Annotated in this window: 12 protein-coding genes and 1 pseudogene; 12 read left to right on the top strand and 1 reads right to left on the bottom strand. The window is 36.8% G+C overall.

Translation table 11 applies throughout. The annotated features are described in order from the left end of the window. The first annotated feature begins 204 nt into the window (after positions 1–204). The 10 genes from EYS08_RS04375 (at position 205) to EYS08_RS04330 (ending at position 8,797) form a co-directional block, all read left to right on the top strand. Positions 205–900, top strand: a complete 696-nt coding sequence (locus EYS08_RS04375; RefSeq protein ID WP_131028640.1) for a DUF6624 domain-containing protein — start codon at positions 205–207, stop codon at positions 898–900. 509 nt (positions 901–1,409) lie between these two features. After that, positions 1,410–2,348 (top strand): malate dehydrogenase, encoded by a 939-nt coding sequence (mdh, locus tag EYS08_RS04370; protein WP_131028639.1) that lies wholly within the window; start codon positions 1,410–1,412, stop codon positions 2,346–2,348. Between the two features lie 178 nt (positions 2,349–2,526). Further along, on the top strand, positions 2,527–2,952 hold the full coding sequence (locus EYS08_RS04365; protein ID WP_131028638.1) for an aspartyl protease family protein: 426 nt from the start codon (positions 2,527–2,529) through the stop codon (positions 2,950–2,952). A 64-nt stretch (positions 2,953–3,016) separates the two neighbouring features. Further along, positions 3,017–3,460, top strand: a complete 444-nt coding sequence (locus EYS08_RS04360; RefSeq protein ID WP_131028637.1) for a hypothetical protein — start codon at positions 3,017–3,019, stop codon at positions 3,458–3,460. Further along, entirely contained in the window at positions 3,441–3,836 is a 396-nt protein-coding gene (locus EYS08_RS04355) for a group III truncated hemoglobin (RefSeq protein ID WP_131028636.1), read from the top strand. Before EYS08_RS04360 ends, EYS08_RS04355 begins: the two co-directional genes overlap by 20 nt. A 64-nt stretch (positions 3,837–3,900) precedes the next feature. Continuing rightward, positions 3,901–4,434, top strand: coding sequence for an SRPBCC family protein (locus EYS08_RS04350; protein ID WP_131028635.1), 534 nt, complete (start codon positions 3,901–3,903; stop codon positions 4,432–4,434). A 342-nt stretch (positions 4,435–4,776) separates the two neighbouring features. Next, on the top strand, positions 4,777–5,454 hold the full coding sequence (locus tag EYS08_RS04345) for a response regulator transcription factor (RefSeq protein ID WP_131028634.1): 678 nt from the start codon (positions 4,777–4,779) through the stop codon (positions 5,452–5,454). After that, positions 5,455–6,831, top strand: a complete 1,377-nt coding sequence (locus EYS08_RS04340) for a sensor histidine kinase (protein WP_131028633.1) — start codon at positions 5,455–5,457, stop codon at positions 6,829–6,831. A 517-nt stretch (positions 6,832–7,348) separates the two neighbouring features. Next, positions 7,349–7,846: a hypothetical protein gene (locus EYS08_RS04335; protein ID WP_131028632.1), complete on the top strand. Its 498-nt coding sequence runs from the start codon at positions 7,349–7,351 to the stop codon at positions 7,844–7,846. Positions 7,847–7,870: 24 nt separating this feature from the next. Beyond that, positions 7,871–8,797 (top strand): bestrophin family protein, encoded by a 927-nt coding sequence (locus EYS08_RS04330; RefSeq protein ID WP_131028631.1) that lies wholly within the window; start codon positions 7,871–7,873, stop codon positions 8,795–8,797. Between the two features lie 464 nt (positions 8,798–9,261). Here the strand turns inward: EYS08_RS04330 and gyrB are convergent, their stop codons facing one another. Beyond that, entirely contained in the window at positions 9,262–11,220 is a 1,959-nt protein-coding gene (gene gyrB / locus EYS08_RS04325; protein WP_131028630.1) for a DNA topoisomerase (ATP-hydrolyzing) subunit B, read from the bottom strand. Positions 11,221–12,048: 828 nt separating this feature from the next. Here gyrB and EYS08_RS04320 point away from each other — a divergent pair. Together EYS08_RS04320 and EYS08_RS04315 are read left to right on the top strand one after the other, a co-directional pair. Beyond that, positions 12,049–12,648 carry an OmpH family outer membrane protein gene (locus EYS08_RS04320; protein ID WP_029279685.1) on the top strand — a complete coding sequence of 200 codons (600 nt, stop codon included), beginning with the start codon at positions 12,049–12,051 and terminating at the stop codon, positions 12,646–12,648. Positions 12,649–12,796: 148 nt separating this feature from the next. Next, positions 12,797–14,156 (top strand): annotated as a pseudogene (locus EYS08_RS04315) (transposase). Positions 14,157–14,276: the final 120 nt, after the last annotated feature.

Below are 14,276 nucleotides of genomic sequence, written 5' to 3'. Positions count from 1 at the left end.
TAGAAAACAAAAGTCTGTAGTCAAAACTTAAAAAAGCCCCAGTCAAAAAATCTAATGCAAAAAATCTTTAAAATAGTTATTGTTTGCAAAGAGGAGGATATATTAGCTTGTTAAATAAAGTTAAACTTGGTTAACAAGAAAGATATCAATCAAAAAACTACTATTTTAGTAATATACTACAATTCAAAATTGCCGGGATACGCTATGAAATTCATTTTACTTTTTCTTTTTATTTTGGGAACCGTCTCAATTGTATCTGCACAACAGCAGATTAATATAGAATTAAAAAAGCAGCTAGATTCTATTTTACAACACGATCAAGGCATCAGAGAATTTGGTGATACTGAAACCTCCGAAAAAAGAAAAGATACCATTGCAGCATTATTTAATTCTTCGAAAGAGATGCTCAAGAAAAATCAATGGAAAATAATGAAAGAAATAGACTCCATTCATCTTAAAAAAGTTGAAGCCATTATTGCAAAATATGGCTATCCTGGAAAAACCCTGGTAGGCGAACCAACAAATACTTCAGTATTTTATGTAATACAGCATAACTCTAGTATTATTCCTAAATACTACCCGCTCATTAAAAAGGCGTGCAAAAAAGGTGAACTACCGTTTAAATATACTGCAATGATGTTGGATAGAAAGCTTAGTAACGAAGGGAAAGAACAGATTTATGGAACACAGGTTTATTCTATGCAGATTACCAATCCTAAAACAGGGAAAAAAGAGTTTTTCGAATATGTTATTCCTATTAAAGATGCTAAAAACGTAAACCAAAGACGTAAGAAAGCTGGTTTTGATACAACAGTTGAAGAGAACACCAAGCGATTTGGTTTTGTTTATAAAGTATATACGCTAGACGAGATCAAGAAAATTATAAAACCATCTAACTAAAAAACTATCAGGTTTTGTAACCTGGTAGGTTTAATGGGTAATGCCCTAAGGGTGAGACAATCTTCATAGGGTTTTCAGCCCAGGATAGCAGCACAATTGGCAGCACCTAAACCCGATCGAAAGCGGTATTCCGATTTTTTCATCGGAATTTAGCAAAGAGCGGGACTGAACTCGCCTATGAAAACCTGAACGTACATTTTCAAAAAACAATCAATACATCCTACAAGGTAACGATAAGATTCTTCGCTGCGCTCAGAATGACAGCAAAGGAAAAGCTAAAACGCTCTATCTTATTAATTCCGTTACATTTTTACCTTTAAAGGCTCTATAATCGATATTTGAAATTAGCTTGTTTTCCATAATTGACCTTTGCTTTAATACTACTGCTTTCGAACTTATTAAGTAAACCATCATCAAATTATAAAGTTTTGAAAAGGATTTTTAAACCTTATATTTATTTCTACCTTCGATTAATATTGAACGATACGCAAACCATTAAAATAAAATATATGAAAGTAACGGTTGTTGGCGCAGGCGCAGTTGGTGCCACTTGTGCAGATAATATTGCCCGCAAAGAATTAGCGAACGAACTTGTCCTGTTAGATATTAAAGAAGGTTTTGCCGAAGGCAAAGCGATCGACATGATGCAAACTGCTACCCTTTTGGGTTTCGACACCAAAATTACCGGTGTAACTGGCGATTACAGCAAAACTGCCGGCTCTGATGTGGTGGTAATTACCTCAGGCTTGCCCCGCAAACCAGGGATGACCAGAGAAGAACTCATCGGCATTAATGCGGGTATTGTTAAAGGTGTTGCCGAAAATATTTTAAAATTCTCTCCGGAAGCCATTTTCATCGTGATCAGTAATCCGATGGATACCATGACTTACCTTGCATTAAAATCCTTGGGTCTGCCTAAAAACCGTATTATCGGTATGGGCGGAACGTTAGATAGCTCCCGTTTCAAATTTTATTTATCGCAGGCTTTAAATTGCAACCCGAACGATTTGCAGGGCTTTGTAATTGGAGGCCATGGCGATACTACCATGATTCCTTTAACCCGTTTAGCTACCTACCAAAGTTTACCGGTAAGCAATTTATTGGATAAAGCTACGCTTGATAAAGTTGCAGCTGATACCATGGTTGGTGGTGCTACTTTAACTGGCCTGATCGGAACTTCGGCCTGGTATGCCCCAGGAGCAGCAGGCGCAGCATTGGTTGAAGCCATTTTGCGGGATGAAAAAAAACTGTTTACCTGCTGTGTTTCTCTTGAAGGAGAATACGGACAGGAAGACATTTGTTTAGGTGTACCAGTAATTATTGGTCGTAATGGTTGGGAAAAAATCATCGATTTTAGATTAACCGAGGATGAGCAGGCCGCATTTAACAAAAGTGCCGATGCCGTAAGAAATATGAACAGTGTATTGGCAGAAATGAAATTGATTTAATACTAATTACATCATTATTTTTTGACACAGAAACATACAATCATTTTTTTGCCACGGAAACACAGAAGCGCGGAATAGATTTATCATTCGTGTACTTCGTATTTCCGCGGCATTTTTTTTACACTTAAATAAATTGTCACCCTAAGCGTAGTCGAAGGGCAGTAGACATCAATACACAATGAGATCAATTTCAATCCCACTAAAACTAATAAACTTACAAGATGACGGCTTCCACCTTTTGGTGGAAGTTGTTGTTTTTAAGGAAAAACATTTTGCTGTTTTAGATACTGGTGCATCGCGGAGTGTTTTCGATAAATCATTAATCGAACAACATTTATCAGAAACACTGCAAGTATCTGATGAGATTAACGCTGCTACCCTTTTTACTACCACAACCACCATTCAAGCAACTATTCCTGAGGTAAAAATCGGATCGTTAAAGATCAAAAACTACGAAACCGTGGCTTTCGATCTGCAATCGGTTAGCGAAACCTACCAACAGTTTGGCCACCCACCTATCATGAGTATTATTGGTGGAGATATATTAATGCAATATAAGGCCGTTATTAATTACAAAAAGATGATTCTTAGGCTTTATAGATAAATGTAATTTTTCTTTATGACGCTAATCATTTTTATTAAGCTATTTTAAATGATATTTGAACCTGATGAAAAAGTTAATCACAACCTTTTGTGTTATTTTTTGGGCAGGTTTAATTGGTGGAATTAGTTTTTTGGAAGCTCCGTTAAAATTCCAGGCTCCAGGGATTACAATTCCACTTGGCTTAGGTATCGGACAATTGGTTTTTCAGGCACTTAATAAAATAGAGATCGTATTGGTCATCATCATTTTAGTCTGCTCCCTACCAGCCCCCTTAAAAAACATCCGTAGTATTTTACTTTTCTCCGTTACTATCCTTTTAATGGCAGATACTTTTTGGCTATTACCATTACTCGATGAAAGGGCTAAACTGGTTTTGGTAGGCAATGCTCCAATCAAAAGTTATCATCATATTTTGTACATCATTGTCGACACCATCAAATTCCTGTCATTGATTGTTCTGGGTTTTTTAAGTTTAAAATCACTGTACCATGAAAAAAGATATTCATAATAGAGAAGATATTATCGTTCTAGTGGATACCTTTTATAAAAAGGTTGCGCTTAACAAACAGATTGGGCCAATATTTACCGACGTTGCAAAAGTAGACTGGTCGCACCACCTTCCTAAAATGTACGATTTCTGGGAAAGCATTCTTTTCGGAAAAGCAATTTACAAAGGTAATCCTATGCTCACCCATTTTGCACTAAATGAACAAACACCCTTGCAAACTGAAGCATTTGAAACCTGGAAAAACCTTTTCTTCCAAACTGTCGACGATCTTTTTGTAGGAGAAAATGCAGATCTGATTAAACAAAAGGCACAGTCTATTGCCGATTTAATGCATTTTAAGATCAATTCGCCTCAATCGAAGATCAAAATTGTTTAGTGAATTTTACTTTGATTTAAGCTGGTTTCTTTATAAATTTAGGTAACCAAACTAAAATCAAATTATGAAATTCCTCAAAATCTTACTTGGTATTATTGTCGTATTGGCAATAATCATTATTGGAGGTAGTTTTTTTTTACCAAAAAGCTATTCTGTTAATCGGACAATAACAATTAATGCTCCAGATAGTGTAATCTATAAAAACATTGCCGATTATAATGAATTTTATAAATGGAACGCGTGGTCTAAAATGGACCCACAAGCTAAGGTAACCATTACAGGAAATATCGCTCAACCTGGTCACCTATACCAATGGAATGGAGAAAAAAGTGGTAACGGACAAATGAAAATCAATACGGTTGAAATCAACAAAATGGTTGATATGGAATTGAAATTCATCAAACCTATGGAAAGTGTTGCAGATACCCGTTTCGATATTGAAAAAGAAACTAATGGAAATAAAGTAATCTGGACCATGAGTGGTGAAAGTAAAGGAATAATAAATAAATGGTTTTGTTTATTTATGGACAATATGATTGGCAAAGATTTCGAAGACGGATTAAAGTCTTTAAAGGAAAAATCGGAGAAAGGAAGTTAAAACGCTGTATCATCCTGAACGGAGTCAAAGGATTTACCAAGGAGGCACGGAAAGCACGGAGTATTGTCATTCTGGGCGCAGCGAAGAGCCCGACAGTTCTGTGAAGCAAATCTTTTAAAGATGGAAGCCTAAAGTGCAAGAAAAACCTTTGCGGACTCTGTGACATTCCTCCGTTCCCTCTGTGGTTAAACATAACTGGCCTCTCGCCCGAGAGGCCTTTTTTTACGTCAATTTCCGATAATTCAAACAATTGTGTCGGCTTTGCGTTAAAAAAGCATTAAAACCCAGCTATCATCAATTAATATTTTGTAATTCCCTATTATTTAGATTACTTGCCAGCAAATGAATTTATTACTTGTAGAAGATGAACCGAGTGTTGTATCTGTAATTTCGAGAGGTTTAAGCGATGAGGGATTTACTGTAAGTATAGCCCCCGATGGTTTAATTGGGAAACAGATGGCTTTAGATAATCAGTTCGACCTGATTATTCTCGATATTATGCTACCTGGAATAAATGGTTTGGAACTTTGTAAAATCATTAAAGAACATAAACCAAATACACCTATTATTATGCTTACGGCTTTAGGCACTACCGAAAATGTGGTAAACGGACTAGATAATGGTGCAGATGATTATTTAATAAAGCCATTTAAATTTGCTGAACTTTTTGCGAGGATAAGAATGCTGTTGAGGCGATATCATGGTGTGGTTTCGCAAGATCAGATTATTTCCGTAGCAGACCTCCAAATTAATTTAAGCGCAAAAACGGTAAAACGAAACCAAAAGGAAATTATACTTACAGCAACAGAGTATCGGCTGATCGAGTACATGGCCAAAAACAAATCTAAAATTTTATCTCGGATAGACATTTTAGAAAACGTTTGGGATATCGACTTTAACCTTGGCACCAATGTGGTTGATGTTTATGTTAATTATCTTCGCAAAAAAATAGATAAAAATGCCGATCAAAAGCTTATCCATACCGCAGTAGGCTTGGGTTATATATTAAAGGAAAAATAAATGGAGATAGCCAAGAAAATTACTTTACTTTTCGCCATTTTATCGGCAATTATTATCTCCTTATTAAGTGGTTTTGTTTGGTATTTTTCTAACGATTTCGCCTTTGAAGATTTTTATAAGCGTTTAGAGGCCAGGGTTAATATTGCTGCCCAGATCAAATTGTATGAAGATGGCAACAATAAAGTTTATGCAAAAATGCGTAATCAATACCTGGAGCGCCTACCTTCAGAAAAAGAGTATATCATTGAAGCAGGAAAATCATTAGATAAAGTTGACCGTATATTACCATCCAGCTTTTATAACCGGATAAAAGCGGGTGCTATGGCGCGTTATAGAGTCGAAAATCATTTTTACGCCGGAAAATTCTTTAAAAACCCAAATAACGGATACATTGTAATTGTTTCTGCAAATGATCCTTTTGGTTTTCGGGAGTTAAAAGACCTCCAAAGAATCTTGATTATCGGTTTTTTCCTTTCTGTTATTTTATCTTTTGTAGTTGGCTGGAAATTTTCCAATTACATGTTAATGCCCCTGAGAAATATAATTAAGAGCGTAAAAAAGATAAAGGCAGAAAATTTACATTTGAGGTTGGATGTAAAAAAAGGCAATGATGAAATGTCGCAATTGGCCCAAACCTTTAATAACATGCTTAACCGTTTAGAAACAGCTTTCGAAACGCAGAATAACTTTATCAGTAATGCCTCGCACGAGTTAAGAACACCATTAACTATTATTAGTGGCGAGGTTGAGCTAGCGATGAAAACCGTTGAGGATAACCCTAAACAACACAAAGCCTTATCTAAAATTAAAGATGAGGCAGAAAGATTAGAGCATATCTTAACCAGTTTACTGGGTCTGGCACAATCTGGATTTAATGGAAAAAACCAACCCTGGGAAGAGGTACGGATGGACGAACTGTTATGGGAAATTAAAGAATCAGTTAACCAGGTACATCCCAACAGTAAAATAGAAATCGACTTCACCAAACTTCCTGATGATGATGAATTACTAACACTGCGGGTAAACAAAAACCTGATTAAGCTTGCCATCAGTAATATTGTAAACAATGCCTGTAAATACTCAAATGAGAATCTGGTAAACATTAGTATCGAAAGCAATGCTAATATGCTCTCAATTGCTGTAACAGATAGAGGGATTGGAATACCGCAAACAGATATACAACATATATTTGAACCTTTTTATCGCGCATCTAATACCAATGATTTTAAGGGATATGGCGTTGGCTTACCCCTTTCATTAAATATTATCCGTTTACACCGAGGTAGTATTGCCATCAAATCGCAGGAAGGGGTTGGCACAGAGATTAAGGTTTTATTGCCTATGAAAAGTTTATTAGTTCCATGGTTGAGAGCTTAATTAATTTGCGCTTATTTATTGGATGTCGATTATTGATCATCAATGCATTAGGAGCTGAAAACTAGTTATCAATTCATCTTTCGCTTAACCATTAAGAAATTAAGAATATTAAGGTTTTCGAGTTCTGATCGCTGAGCAGTAGTTATTGGTCATTGAAAAAATTGATCATTGATATAAGGATTATTGTTTAAACTGCTTAGTTGTAGATCAATCTAGTAACCTGACTTCGATTAATATTTGAATCTATAAATGAATGTTTTATAGCCTCTTTAACTTACGCAATTAATGATTGAACTGAGGTTAGTAACTAGCCGAGTAATCAATAGAGCAGCCAATTATTAAAGATCATATTGTATGCTATCCCACAAATGAACTAATGACTAGTGAATCCGCAAACTGGCTACTCAAAAAAGGAGTGAGTTCTAATCTCATTCTAATCTCGCTCTTATTTAGCTATAATAACATCAGGCTAAACTTGTATAAATAATTTTTCAATTCATTTAAACAAGATATAGCGATGAAAACAGTATTAGTACCAACCGACTTTAAATTAGAAAGCATTAAAATTATTGATGCACTTGTTCAAAATCAAAAAAACGAAACTTTAAACATCATTTTTGTACATGCCTTTAAATTATCAGATTCGATAACTGATATGTTGATGTTAAGTCGCCGCAGTCGTGATTACGAAAATGTTAGCGACGAGTTTTACCAGCAAATAAATCAAGCCAAGGCAAAATATCCTACTCAGATCAATACCATTGGGATCGAATATTTTTACGGAAGTACAGTGGCTGCTTTCAAAAACTTTATTGAAGCTTTTGATGTAGAACGTATTGCCTACTTAAAAGAATACAATTTTACGCCAATTAACAAATATAGCATAGACCCTAAAATATTAACAGAACGTGCAGGCTGCGAGGTAATTCAATTAAATACATTGACTGTTCATGCTAGCGAAAACTTAATCGATACAAAAATTCACGAAAAGCAGTTGCAAGAAGCAAACGCTTAATTACCACATTTAAAACTTTATATCATGCTGTTACGAAATAATATTCCGCTCACTTATATATTCGGAAAGATCAAAAAAGAACTTATGTTTGTTATTGCCTACTCTATAGGCATTGTGATATTGTATGAAAACTTTCATGTTACACGCATTTCCATTCCTGTTGCAGTACCAGCGCTACTAGGAACAATCATTTCGCTTCTATTGGCTTTTCGGTCTAACCAGGCTTATGATAGATGGTGGGAAGCCAGAATTCTTTGGGGTGCTATTGTTAACGATTCTAGAACCCTTTCCCGCCAGATATTATCTTTCGTCGAAAATCCTTACGGATCAGATGAAATTGAAGAATTTAAGGCGAAGTTTATCAAAAGACAGATTGCCTGGTGTTATGCCTTAAGCCAATCGCTAAGAGGTTTTAACCCACGCAAAGGTTTGGAAGAATACCTGTGTGCAGAGGAAATCGCTTTTATTAAAAAACGTAAAAATGTAACTACAACGATACTGGAGTTACACGCCATGGATTTAAAAAAGGCACTGCAAGAAGGTTGGATTAATAAATACCAGCAAATAGAAATCGATAAAACCATTACAGCTTTATGTAACCACATGGGCGGATCGGAAAGAATAAAAAACACCGTTTTTCCGGTTACTTATAGCAAATACATTAACATGTCTATCCATTTATTCATCGTATTACTGCCTTTTGGCTTAATTGAATACTTTGGTTACATGGAAGTGCCTTTGGTAGTGGCTATTGCAGCATTCTTTTTGTTAGTTGAAAAAATGGCGGTACATCTTCAGGATCCTTTTGAAAATAAACCTACAGATACACCAACTACAACAATCTGCAGGACTATTGAACGGGATCTTTGCCAGATGCTGGATGACAATAAAATATACGAGGACAAACCTCAAACCGAATTGGCACCTGTAGGGTCATATTACATTTTGTAATCTGTAGGGGCTTAAAATAAATCTCGTTTTTGAGATGGTTAGTTAATCAAAATGTGTTTGCTCTGGATGGAGTGAATCTTTTTAGAAAATTTATAGTGACAAAAAGCCATTTGATTACGAATGGCTTTTGTCTTTTATAGTGAAGTCAGATGTTACCATCTGACTTGTGACAATTAAATCCACCCAAATTAGAAAAATTCAATATCGTGTAAGATGGTAACATCTTACACCACGATAAAGTGATCGTCATTGCTAGGCACGAAGATAACCGAACGAAGTGAGCTCATGAATGCCTTTAAGAACATATGCAAAATGAATAATCTTACAACGTTCGCTGGTAAAACCCAAAGCATTAAGATTGCTTCTTGCCTCAGCAATGACGAATCTGACAAAAAAACCCTCTCCAAGTTTTAACTTGAAGAGGGTTGTTCGTATTTTAAAGTCCCCTTCAGGGGATTTAGGGGTTAAGCATCAATTTTTGCATACTTCGCATTACGCTCAATAAACTCTCTACGTGGAGCAACTTCATCGCCCATTAACATAGAGAAAGTATGATCACATTCTGCAGCACTTTCAATTGTAGCCTGTAATAAAGTACGTGTAGCTGGGTTTAAAGTAGTATCCCAAAGTTGTTCTGCGTTCATCTCACCTAAACCTTTGTAACGCTGGATGTGTACGCTATCTTCTTTACCATTACCTTTAATACGTTGTACAGCCGCATCGCGTTGTACATCATTCCAGCAATATTCAAAATCTTTACCCTTTTTAACCTGATAAAGTGGTGGAGATGCAATGTAAACATAACCTGCTTCGATTAATGCCCTCATATAACGGTAGAAGAATGTTAGGATCAAAGTGGTAATGTGAGAACCATCAATATCAGCATCCGTCATAATTACGATTTTATGGTAACGTAATTTAGTTAGGTTTAATGCTTTATCATCTTCTGGCGTACCAATACTTACACCGATTGCCGTAAACATGTTTTTAATCTCGTCGTTCTCGTAAATTTTGTGCTCCATCGCTTTTTCTACGTTCAAGATTTTACCTTTTAGTGGCAAAATAGCCTGAATGTTTCGATCACGACCTTGTTTAGCGGTACCACCCGCCGAGTCGCCCTCTACCAGATAGATCTCACATTTTTCAGGATCACTGTCTGAGCAATCGGCAAGTTTACCTGGTAAACCAGAACCACCCATTACACTCTTACGTTGAACCATCTCACGCGCCTTACGTGCTGCAGCACGGGCCGTAGCAGCTAAGATCACTTTGTTAACGATCATTTTAGCCTCTTTCGGATTTTCTTCCAAATAAGCTCCTAAAGCTTCGCCAACAGCAATATCAACCGCACCCATTACCTCGGTATTACCCAATTTAGTTTTGGTTTGGCCTTCAAATTGAGGTTCTTGTACCTTAACCGAAACTACAGCTGTTAAACCTTCCCTAAAGTCATCACCAGTGATTTCCATTTTCAGGTTTTTCAATAAGCCAGATTTATCGGCGTAACTTTTTAGCGTACGTGTTAAACCTCTACGGAAACCTGCAATGTGTGTACCTCCTTCGTGTGTATTGATGTTGTTTACATACGAGTGCACATTTTCTGAGTAACTATCGTTGTACTGAAAAGCCAGCTCAACCGGAACGCCATTTTTAATACCATCGATATAAATTGGTTCTGGTAAAAAAGATGCTCTTGTTCCATCCAAAAATGTAACAAACTCTTTTAAGCCACCTTCTGATTCAAAAACTTCTGATAAAAAAGTACCATCATCCAATTTCTCACGCTCATCAGTTAGGGTTAATCTAATTCCTTTATTCAGGAAAGCCAACTCACGTAAACGACCTGCTAAAGTATCGTATTTATATTCAGTAGTTTGTGTAAAAATGGTAGCATCCGGACTAAAAGTTACGATAGTACCACGTTTATCGGTTTCACCCACTTCTTTAACATCGTATAAAGGTTTACCGATGTTATACTCCTGCATCCAGATTTTACCCTCACGGTGAACTTCGGCTTTTAAATGTGTAGATAAAGCGTTAACGCAACTTACCCCCACACCGTGCAAACCTCCAGATACTTTGTAGGTATCTTTATCAAATTTACCACCTGCGTGTAAAACCGTCATTACGATTTCTAACGCCGATTTATTTTCTTTTGTATTAATCCCAGTCGGAATACCACGACCATTATCTTCAACCCTGATGGAGTTACCCTCTAAAATTCTAACGTCGATTGTATTTGCATGACCGGCTAAAGCCTCATCAATTGAGTTATCTACAACCTCGTAAACCAAATGGTGTAAACCTTTTACACCAGTATCACCTATATACATTGAAGGGCGCTTACGCACCGCTTCTAAACCTTCTAAAACCTGTATATTATCTGCCGAATAATTTGACTTTAAATCCTGTTCTTCGCTCATATTTTAATTAAAAACAATAAGTATCAAAAATACGGAAATTTTGGCATTTAAACTAATATGTGGATAAATTTTGAGCTGTTAAGAGATTACAGTTAAAGCGATTAAAACAGGTTTAAATCAGGTTTTGGAAAGCAAAACCAGCTTTCCAATCCATGTCTCTTCCCGCTTTCCATTTTAAGTCCCGCAGAAGAAGCGGGAGCTTTCCATTTCAATCGGGTTTAGGTGGCCACAACCTGCAAATATTATAGGATTATCGCACCAGCCCCACCAAACGTTACTACAAAACGAAAACGCCAATTATTTAATTGGCTACCCACGAAACGTCCCTAAGGGGACGCTAAGGATTAAGATTTCTAAATCGCAAACCGTTCCAGAGGAAAGCCTCATCCTCATTTTAAGCCTCACATGGACATTAAGCGTTAACATTTCTAATCCGCCAACCCGTTCCAGAGCAACGCCTCATGGGTAGAAAAAAAATGAAACATTTTTTCGTTCTGTAGGAACGTTTGGTGTTTTGAAATTTGCTATTGCCACCCAGCGACCCCAAATAGCCATTACTAGCCATGCCACCTAAACCCGATGGCAGCGGGCATGAAATAAAGCGGACAGCGGGACGAACAACTGTTTGAAATACTGACCTTGCTTTTCAAATCATCACTTATCAGATTTCGCGGTTAGTGGTAGGTGCTTAGCATTTAGTAAATTAAATACTTAACCAACGGCCCAACGCAAAATCTACTCTGCAGCAACTTGTGTTACGATAGGCCTTTCTTTAAATTGGATATAAAAACTAATTTATATAAGTTTGCTAAAATTTATTAAACAAGAATGGAAAGAAGAACCTTTAAAACCTTTGGTTTACTTGCAACAGCAACTTTGATAACTGCTTTCTCTGCATGCCAGAACAAAGACACTAAAACTACTGAAACTAAAAAAACAGAGGGTACTACTGCAGCAGTTTCTCAAACTGAGAAAATTGTGTATGTAAACTCCGACTCGTTACTTACAAAATATGAATACTTCAAAGACCTAAAAGTGAAATTTGAAGGTAAGACCAAAAATGCTCAGGCAGACATGCAGGCTAAAGGCCAGGCTTTTCAAAGAGAAGTTGCACAATATCAACAATCGGCACAAACTTTATCTGCCGATCAACGTAAAAGCACTGAAGAGCGTTTAGCACGTAAACAACAAGAACTACAAACTTACCAACAAAATGCTGGTGGTGCTTTACAGAATGAGCAAGCTGCTGAGAATGAAAAACTTTATGATAAAGTGGCCGATTACTTAAAAGGTTATGCTAAAGAAAAAGGTTATAAAATGGTTTTAACTTACTCAAAAGGTAACAGCGCTATTTTATTTGCCGACGAAAGTTTAGATGTTACTTCAGAAGTAATTAAAGGTTTAAACGCAGAATACAGCAAAAAATAAGTGAATAGCGATTAAAATATAAATGCCCCGTATAAATCGAGGGCACTGAAAAAGTCCCTTCAAGATTGGGTCAGAAAAAAGGAGTAGAAATTAATAATTTCTGCTCCTTTTTTTTGTATTTTAAAGGTGTACCAGAACGGCCTTTAAAATGCTTCTTCAACAACAAAAAATCCAGTTTAGCGAATTTTCCAGGCTCTACGATCTGATTGTCCCTAAGGAGAATCTGCTGCGCAAGATTAACGAGCTTATAGATTTTAGTTTTATATATAACGAGCTTTTGGATAAATACTGTCAGGACAATGGGCGTGCGGCAGAGAGCCCTGTGCGTATGTTCAAATATCTGCTTTTGAAAACGATATTTACCGTTTCGGATGTTCCGAAAGCTTAGGCTGAAGGATATGGACCTGCTCAATTTACTTATTGGTAAAACCGTTTCATTGGCTCTTGAAAAAGGTATTATCAAATCCAAATCTATCATTGTTGACGCGACGCACTCACTTTCCAGATCCAACCCATATTCAGCTGTTGAGGTACTTAGGCAASGTTCAAAGTTGCTGCGCAAGGCAGTGTATCTGATGGATGATGATTTCAGGAGTCAAATGCCGGAGAAAAACGATTCAAACGATATCCTAAAGGAAATTAAATACTGCAAGGAATTGCAAAAACTTATCGAGTCTGATCAGACATTAAGCGAAATGCCAGCTGTAAAAGAGAAACTCAATCTTTTGAAAGAGACTGTAGAGGATACTCAGGGCAACTATACCCTATCCAAGGATATTGATGCGAGGGTGGGACACAAAACAGCTGACAGCAGTTTTTTTGGTTACAAAACCCATCTAGCAATGACAGAGGAACGAATCATTACCGCCGCGGTGGTAACTTCAGGAGAAAAAGGTGACGGTCCGGAGTTACCAAATCTTTTGAAGATGAGCCAGGAGAATGGAATAGCAGTTGAAACAATAATTGGCGATTCAGCATATTCGGGTAAGGAAAATCTAAGACTTAAGGGTGAGAATGATAAGAACATCAAAATCGTGGCAAAGCTGAACCCCTCGATAACACAGGGCTTTAGAAAAGACGGGGACAGCTTCGATTACAATAAGGATGCTGACATGTTTGTTTGCCCAGCGGGACATCTGGCTATTAGAAAAGCAAGGCAGGGGAAAAAAGAGGATGGGATCAATCAGGTAGATACTTATTATTTTGATGTTGAAAAATGCAAGGTTTGCCCATTGAGGGAAAATTGCTACAAGCCTGGCGCAAAAACTAAAAGCTATTCGGTATCCATAAAATCAGACTTGCACAAGGAGCAAATGATCTTTCAGGAGACTGAATATTACAAGAACCAAGCCCGGCACCGATACAAGATTGAAGCCAAAAACAGCGAGTTAAAAAACGTTCACGGATATGGACGGGCAATAGCCTATGGAATAGATGGTATGGAAATGCAGGGTGCACTTGCTATTTTCACTGTAAACCTGAAAAGAATCATCAAATTAGCTATCTAGAAGCCAAAATAGCGTCAAATAAAGACCCAAAACTTCATATTCCCATATCAGCACACAGAAGCAAACTTCCAGACTAGAAAATAAAAACCCTTAAATAAAAAATCGATCAAGTGAAAACAT

The organism is Pedobacter kyonggii (genome assembly GCF_004310665.1).
GTDB lineage: Bacteria > Bacteroidota > Bacteroidia > Sphingobacteriales > Sphingobacteriaceae > Pedobacter > Pedobacter kyonggii.
The sequence above is the reverse complement of the archived record's forward strand: the minus strand, read 5'-3'. Positions and strand labels throughout refer to the sequence as shown.

Excerpts from the sequence above, each read along its gene's own strand:
- EYS08_RS04375 (WP_131028640.1), top strand. The coding sequence starts at position 205 with ATGAAATTCATTTTACTTTTTCTTTTTATTTTGGGAACCGTCTCAATT.
- mdh (WP_131028639.1), top strand. The coding sequence starts at position 1,410 with ATGAAAGTAACGGTTGTTGGCGCAGGCGCAGTTGGTGCCACTTGTGCA.
- EYS08_RS04365 (WP_131028638.1), top strand. The coding sequence starts at position 2,527 with ATGAGATCAATTTCAATCCCACTAAAACTAATAAACTTACAAGATGAC.
- EYS08_RS04360 (WP_131028637.1), top strand. The coding sequence starts at position 3,017 with ATGAAAAAGTTAATCACAACCTTTTGTGTTATTTTTTGGGCAGGTTTA.
- EYS08_RS04355 (WP_131028636.1), top strand. The coding sequence starts at position 3,441 with ATGAAAAAAGATATTCATAATAGAGAAGATATTATCGTTCTAGTGGAT.
- EYS08_RS04350 (WP_131028635.1), top strand. The coding sequence starts at position 3,901 with ATGAAATTCCTCAAAATCTTACTTGGTATTATTGTCGTATTGGCAATA.
- EYS08_RS04345 (WP_131028634.1), top strand. The coding sequence starts at position 4,777 with ATGAATTTATTACTTGTAGAAGATGAACCGAGTGTTGTATCTGTAATT.
- EYS08_RS04340 (WP_131028633.1), top strand. The coding sequence starts at position 5,455 with ATGGAGATAGCCAAGAAAATTACTTTACTTTTCGCCATTTTATCGGCA.
- EYS08_RS04335 (WP_131028632.1), top strand. The coding sequence starts at position 7,349 with ATGAAAACAGTATTAGTACCAACCGACTTTAAATTAGAAAGCATTAAA.
- EYS08_RS04330 (WP_131028631.1), top strand. The coding sequence starts at position 7,871 with ATGCTGTTACGAAATAATATTCCGCTCACTTATATATTCGGAAAGATC.
- gyrB (WP_131028630.1), bottom strand. The coding sequence starts at position 11,220 with ATGAGCGAAGAACAGGATTTAAAGTCAAATTATTCGGCAGATAATATA.
- EYS08_RS04320 (WP_029279685.1), top strand. The coding sequence starts at position 12,049 with ATGGAAAGAAGAACCTTTAAAACCTTTGGTTTACTTGCAACAGCAACT.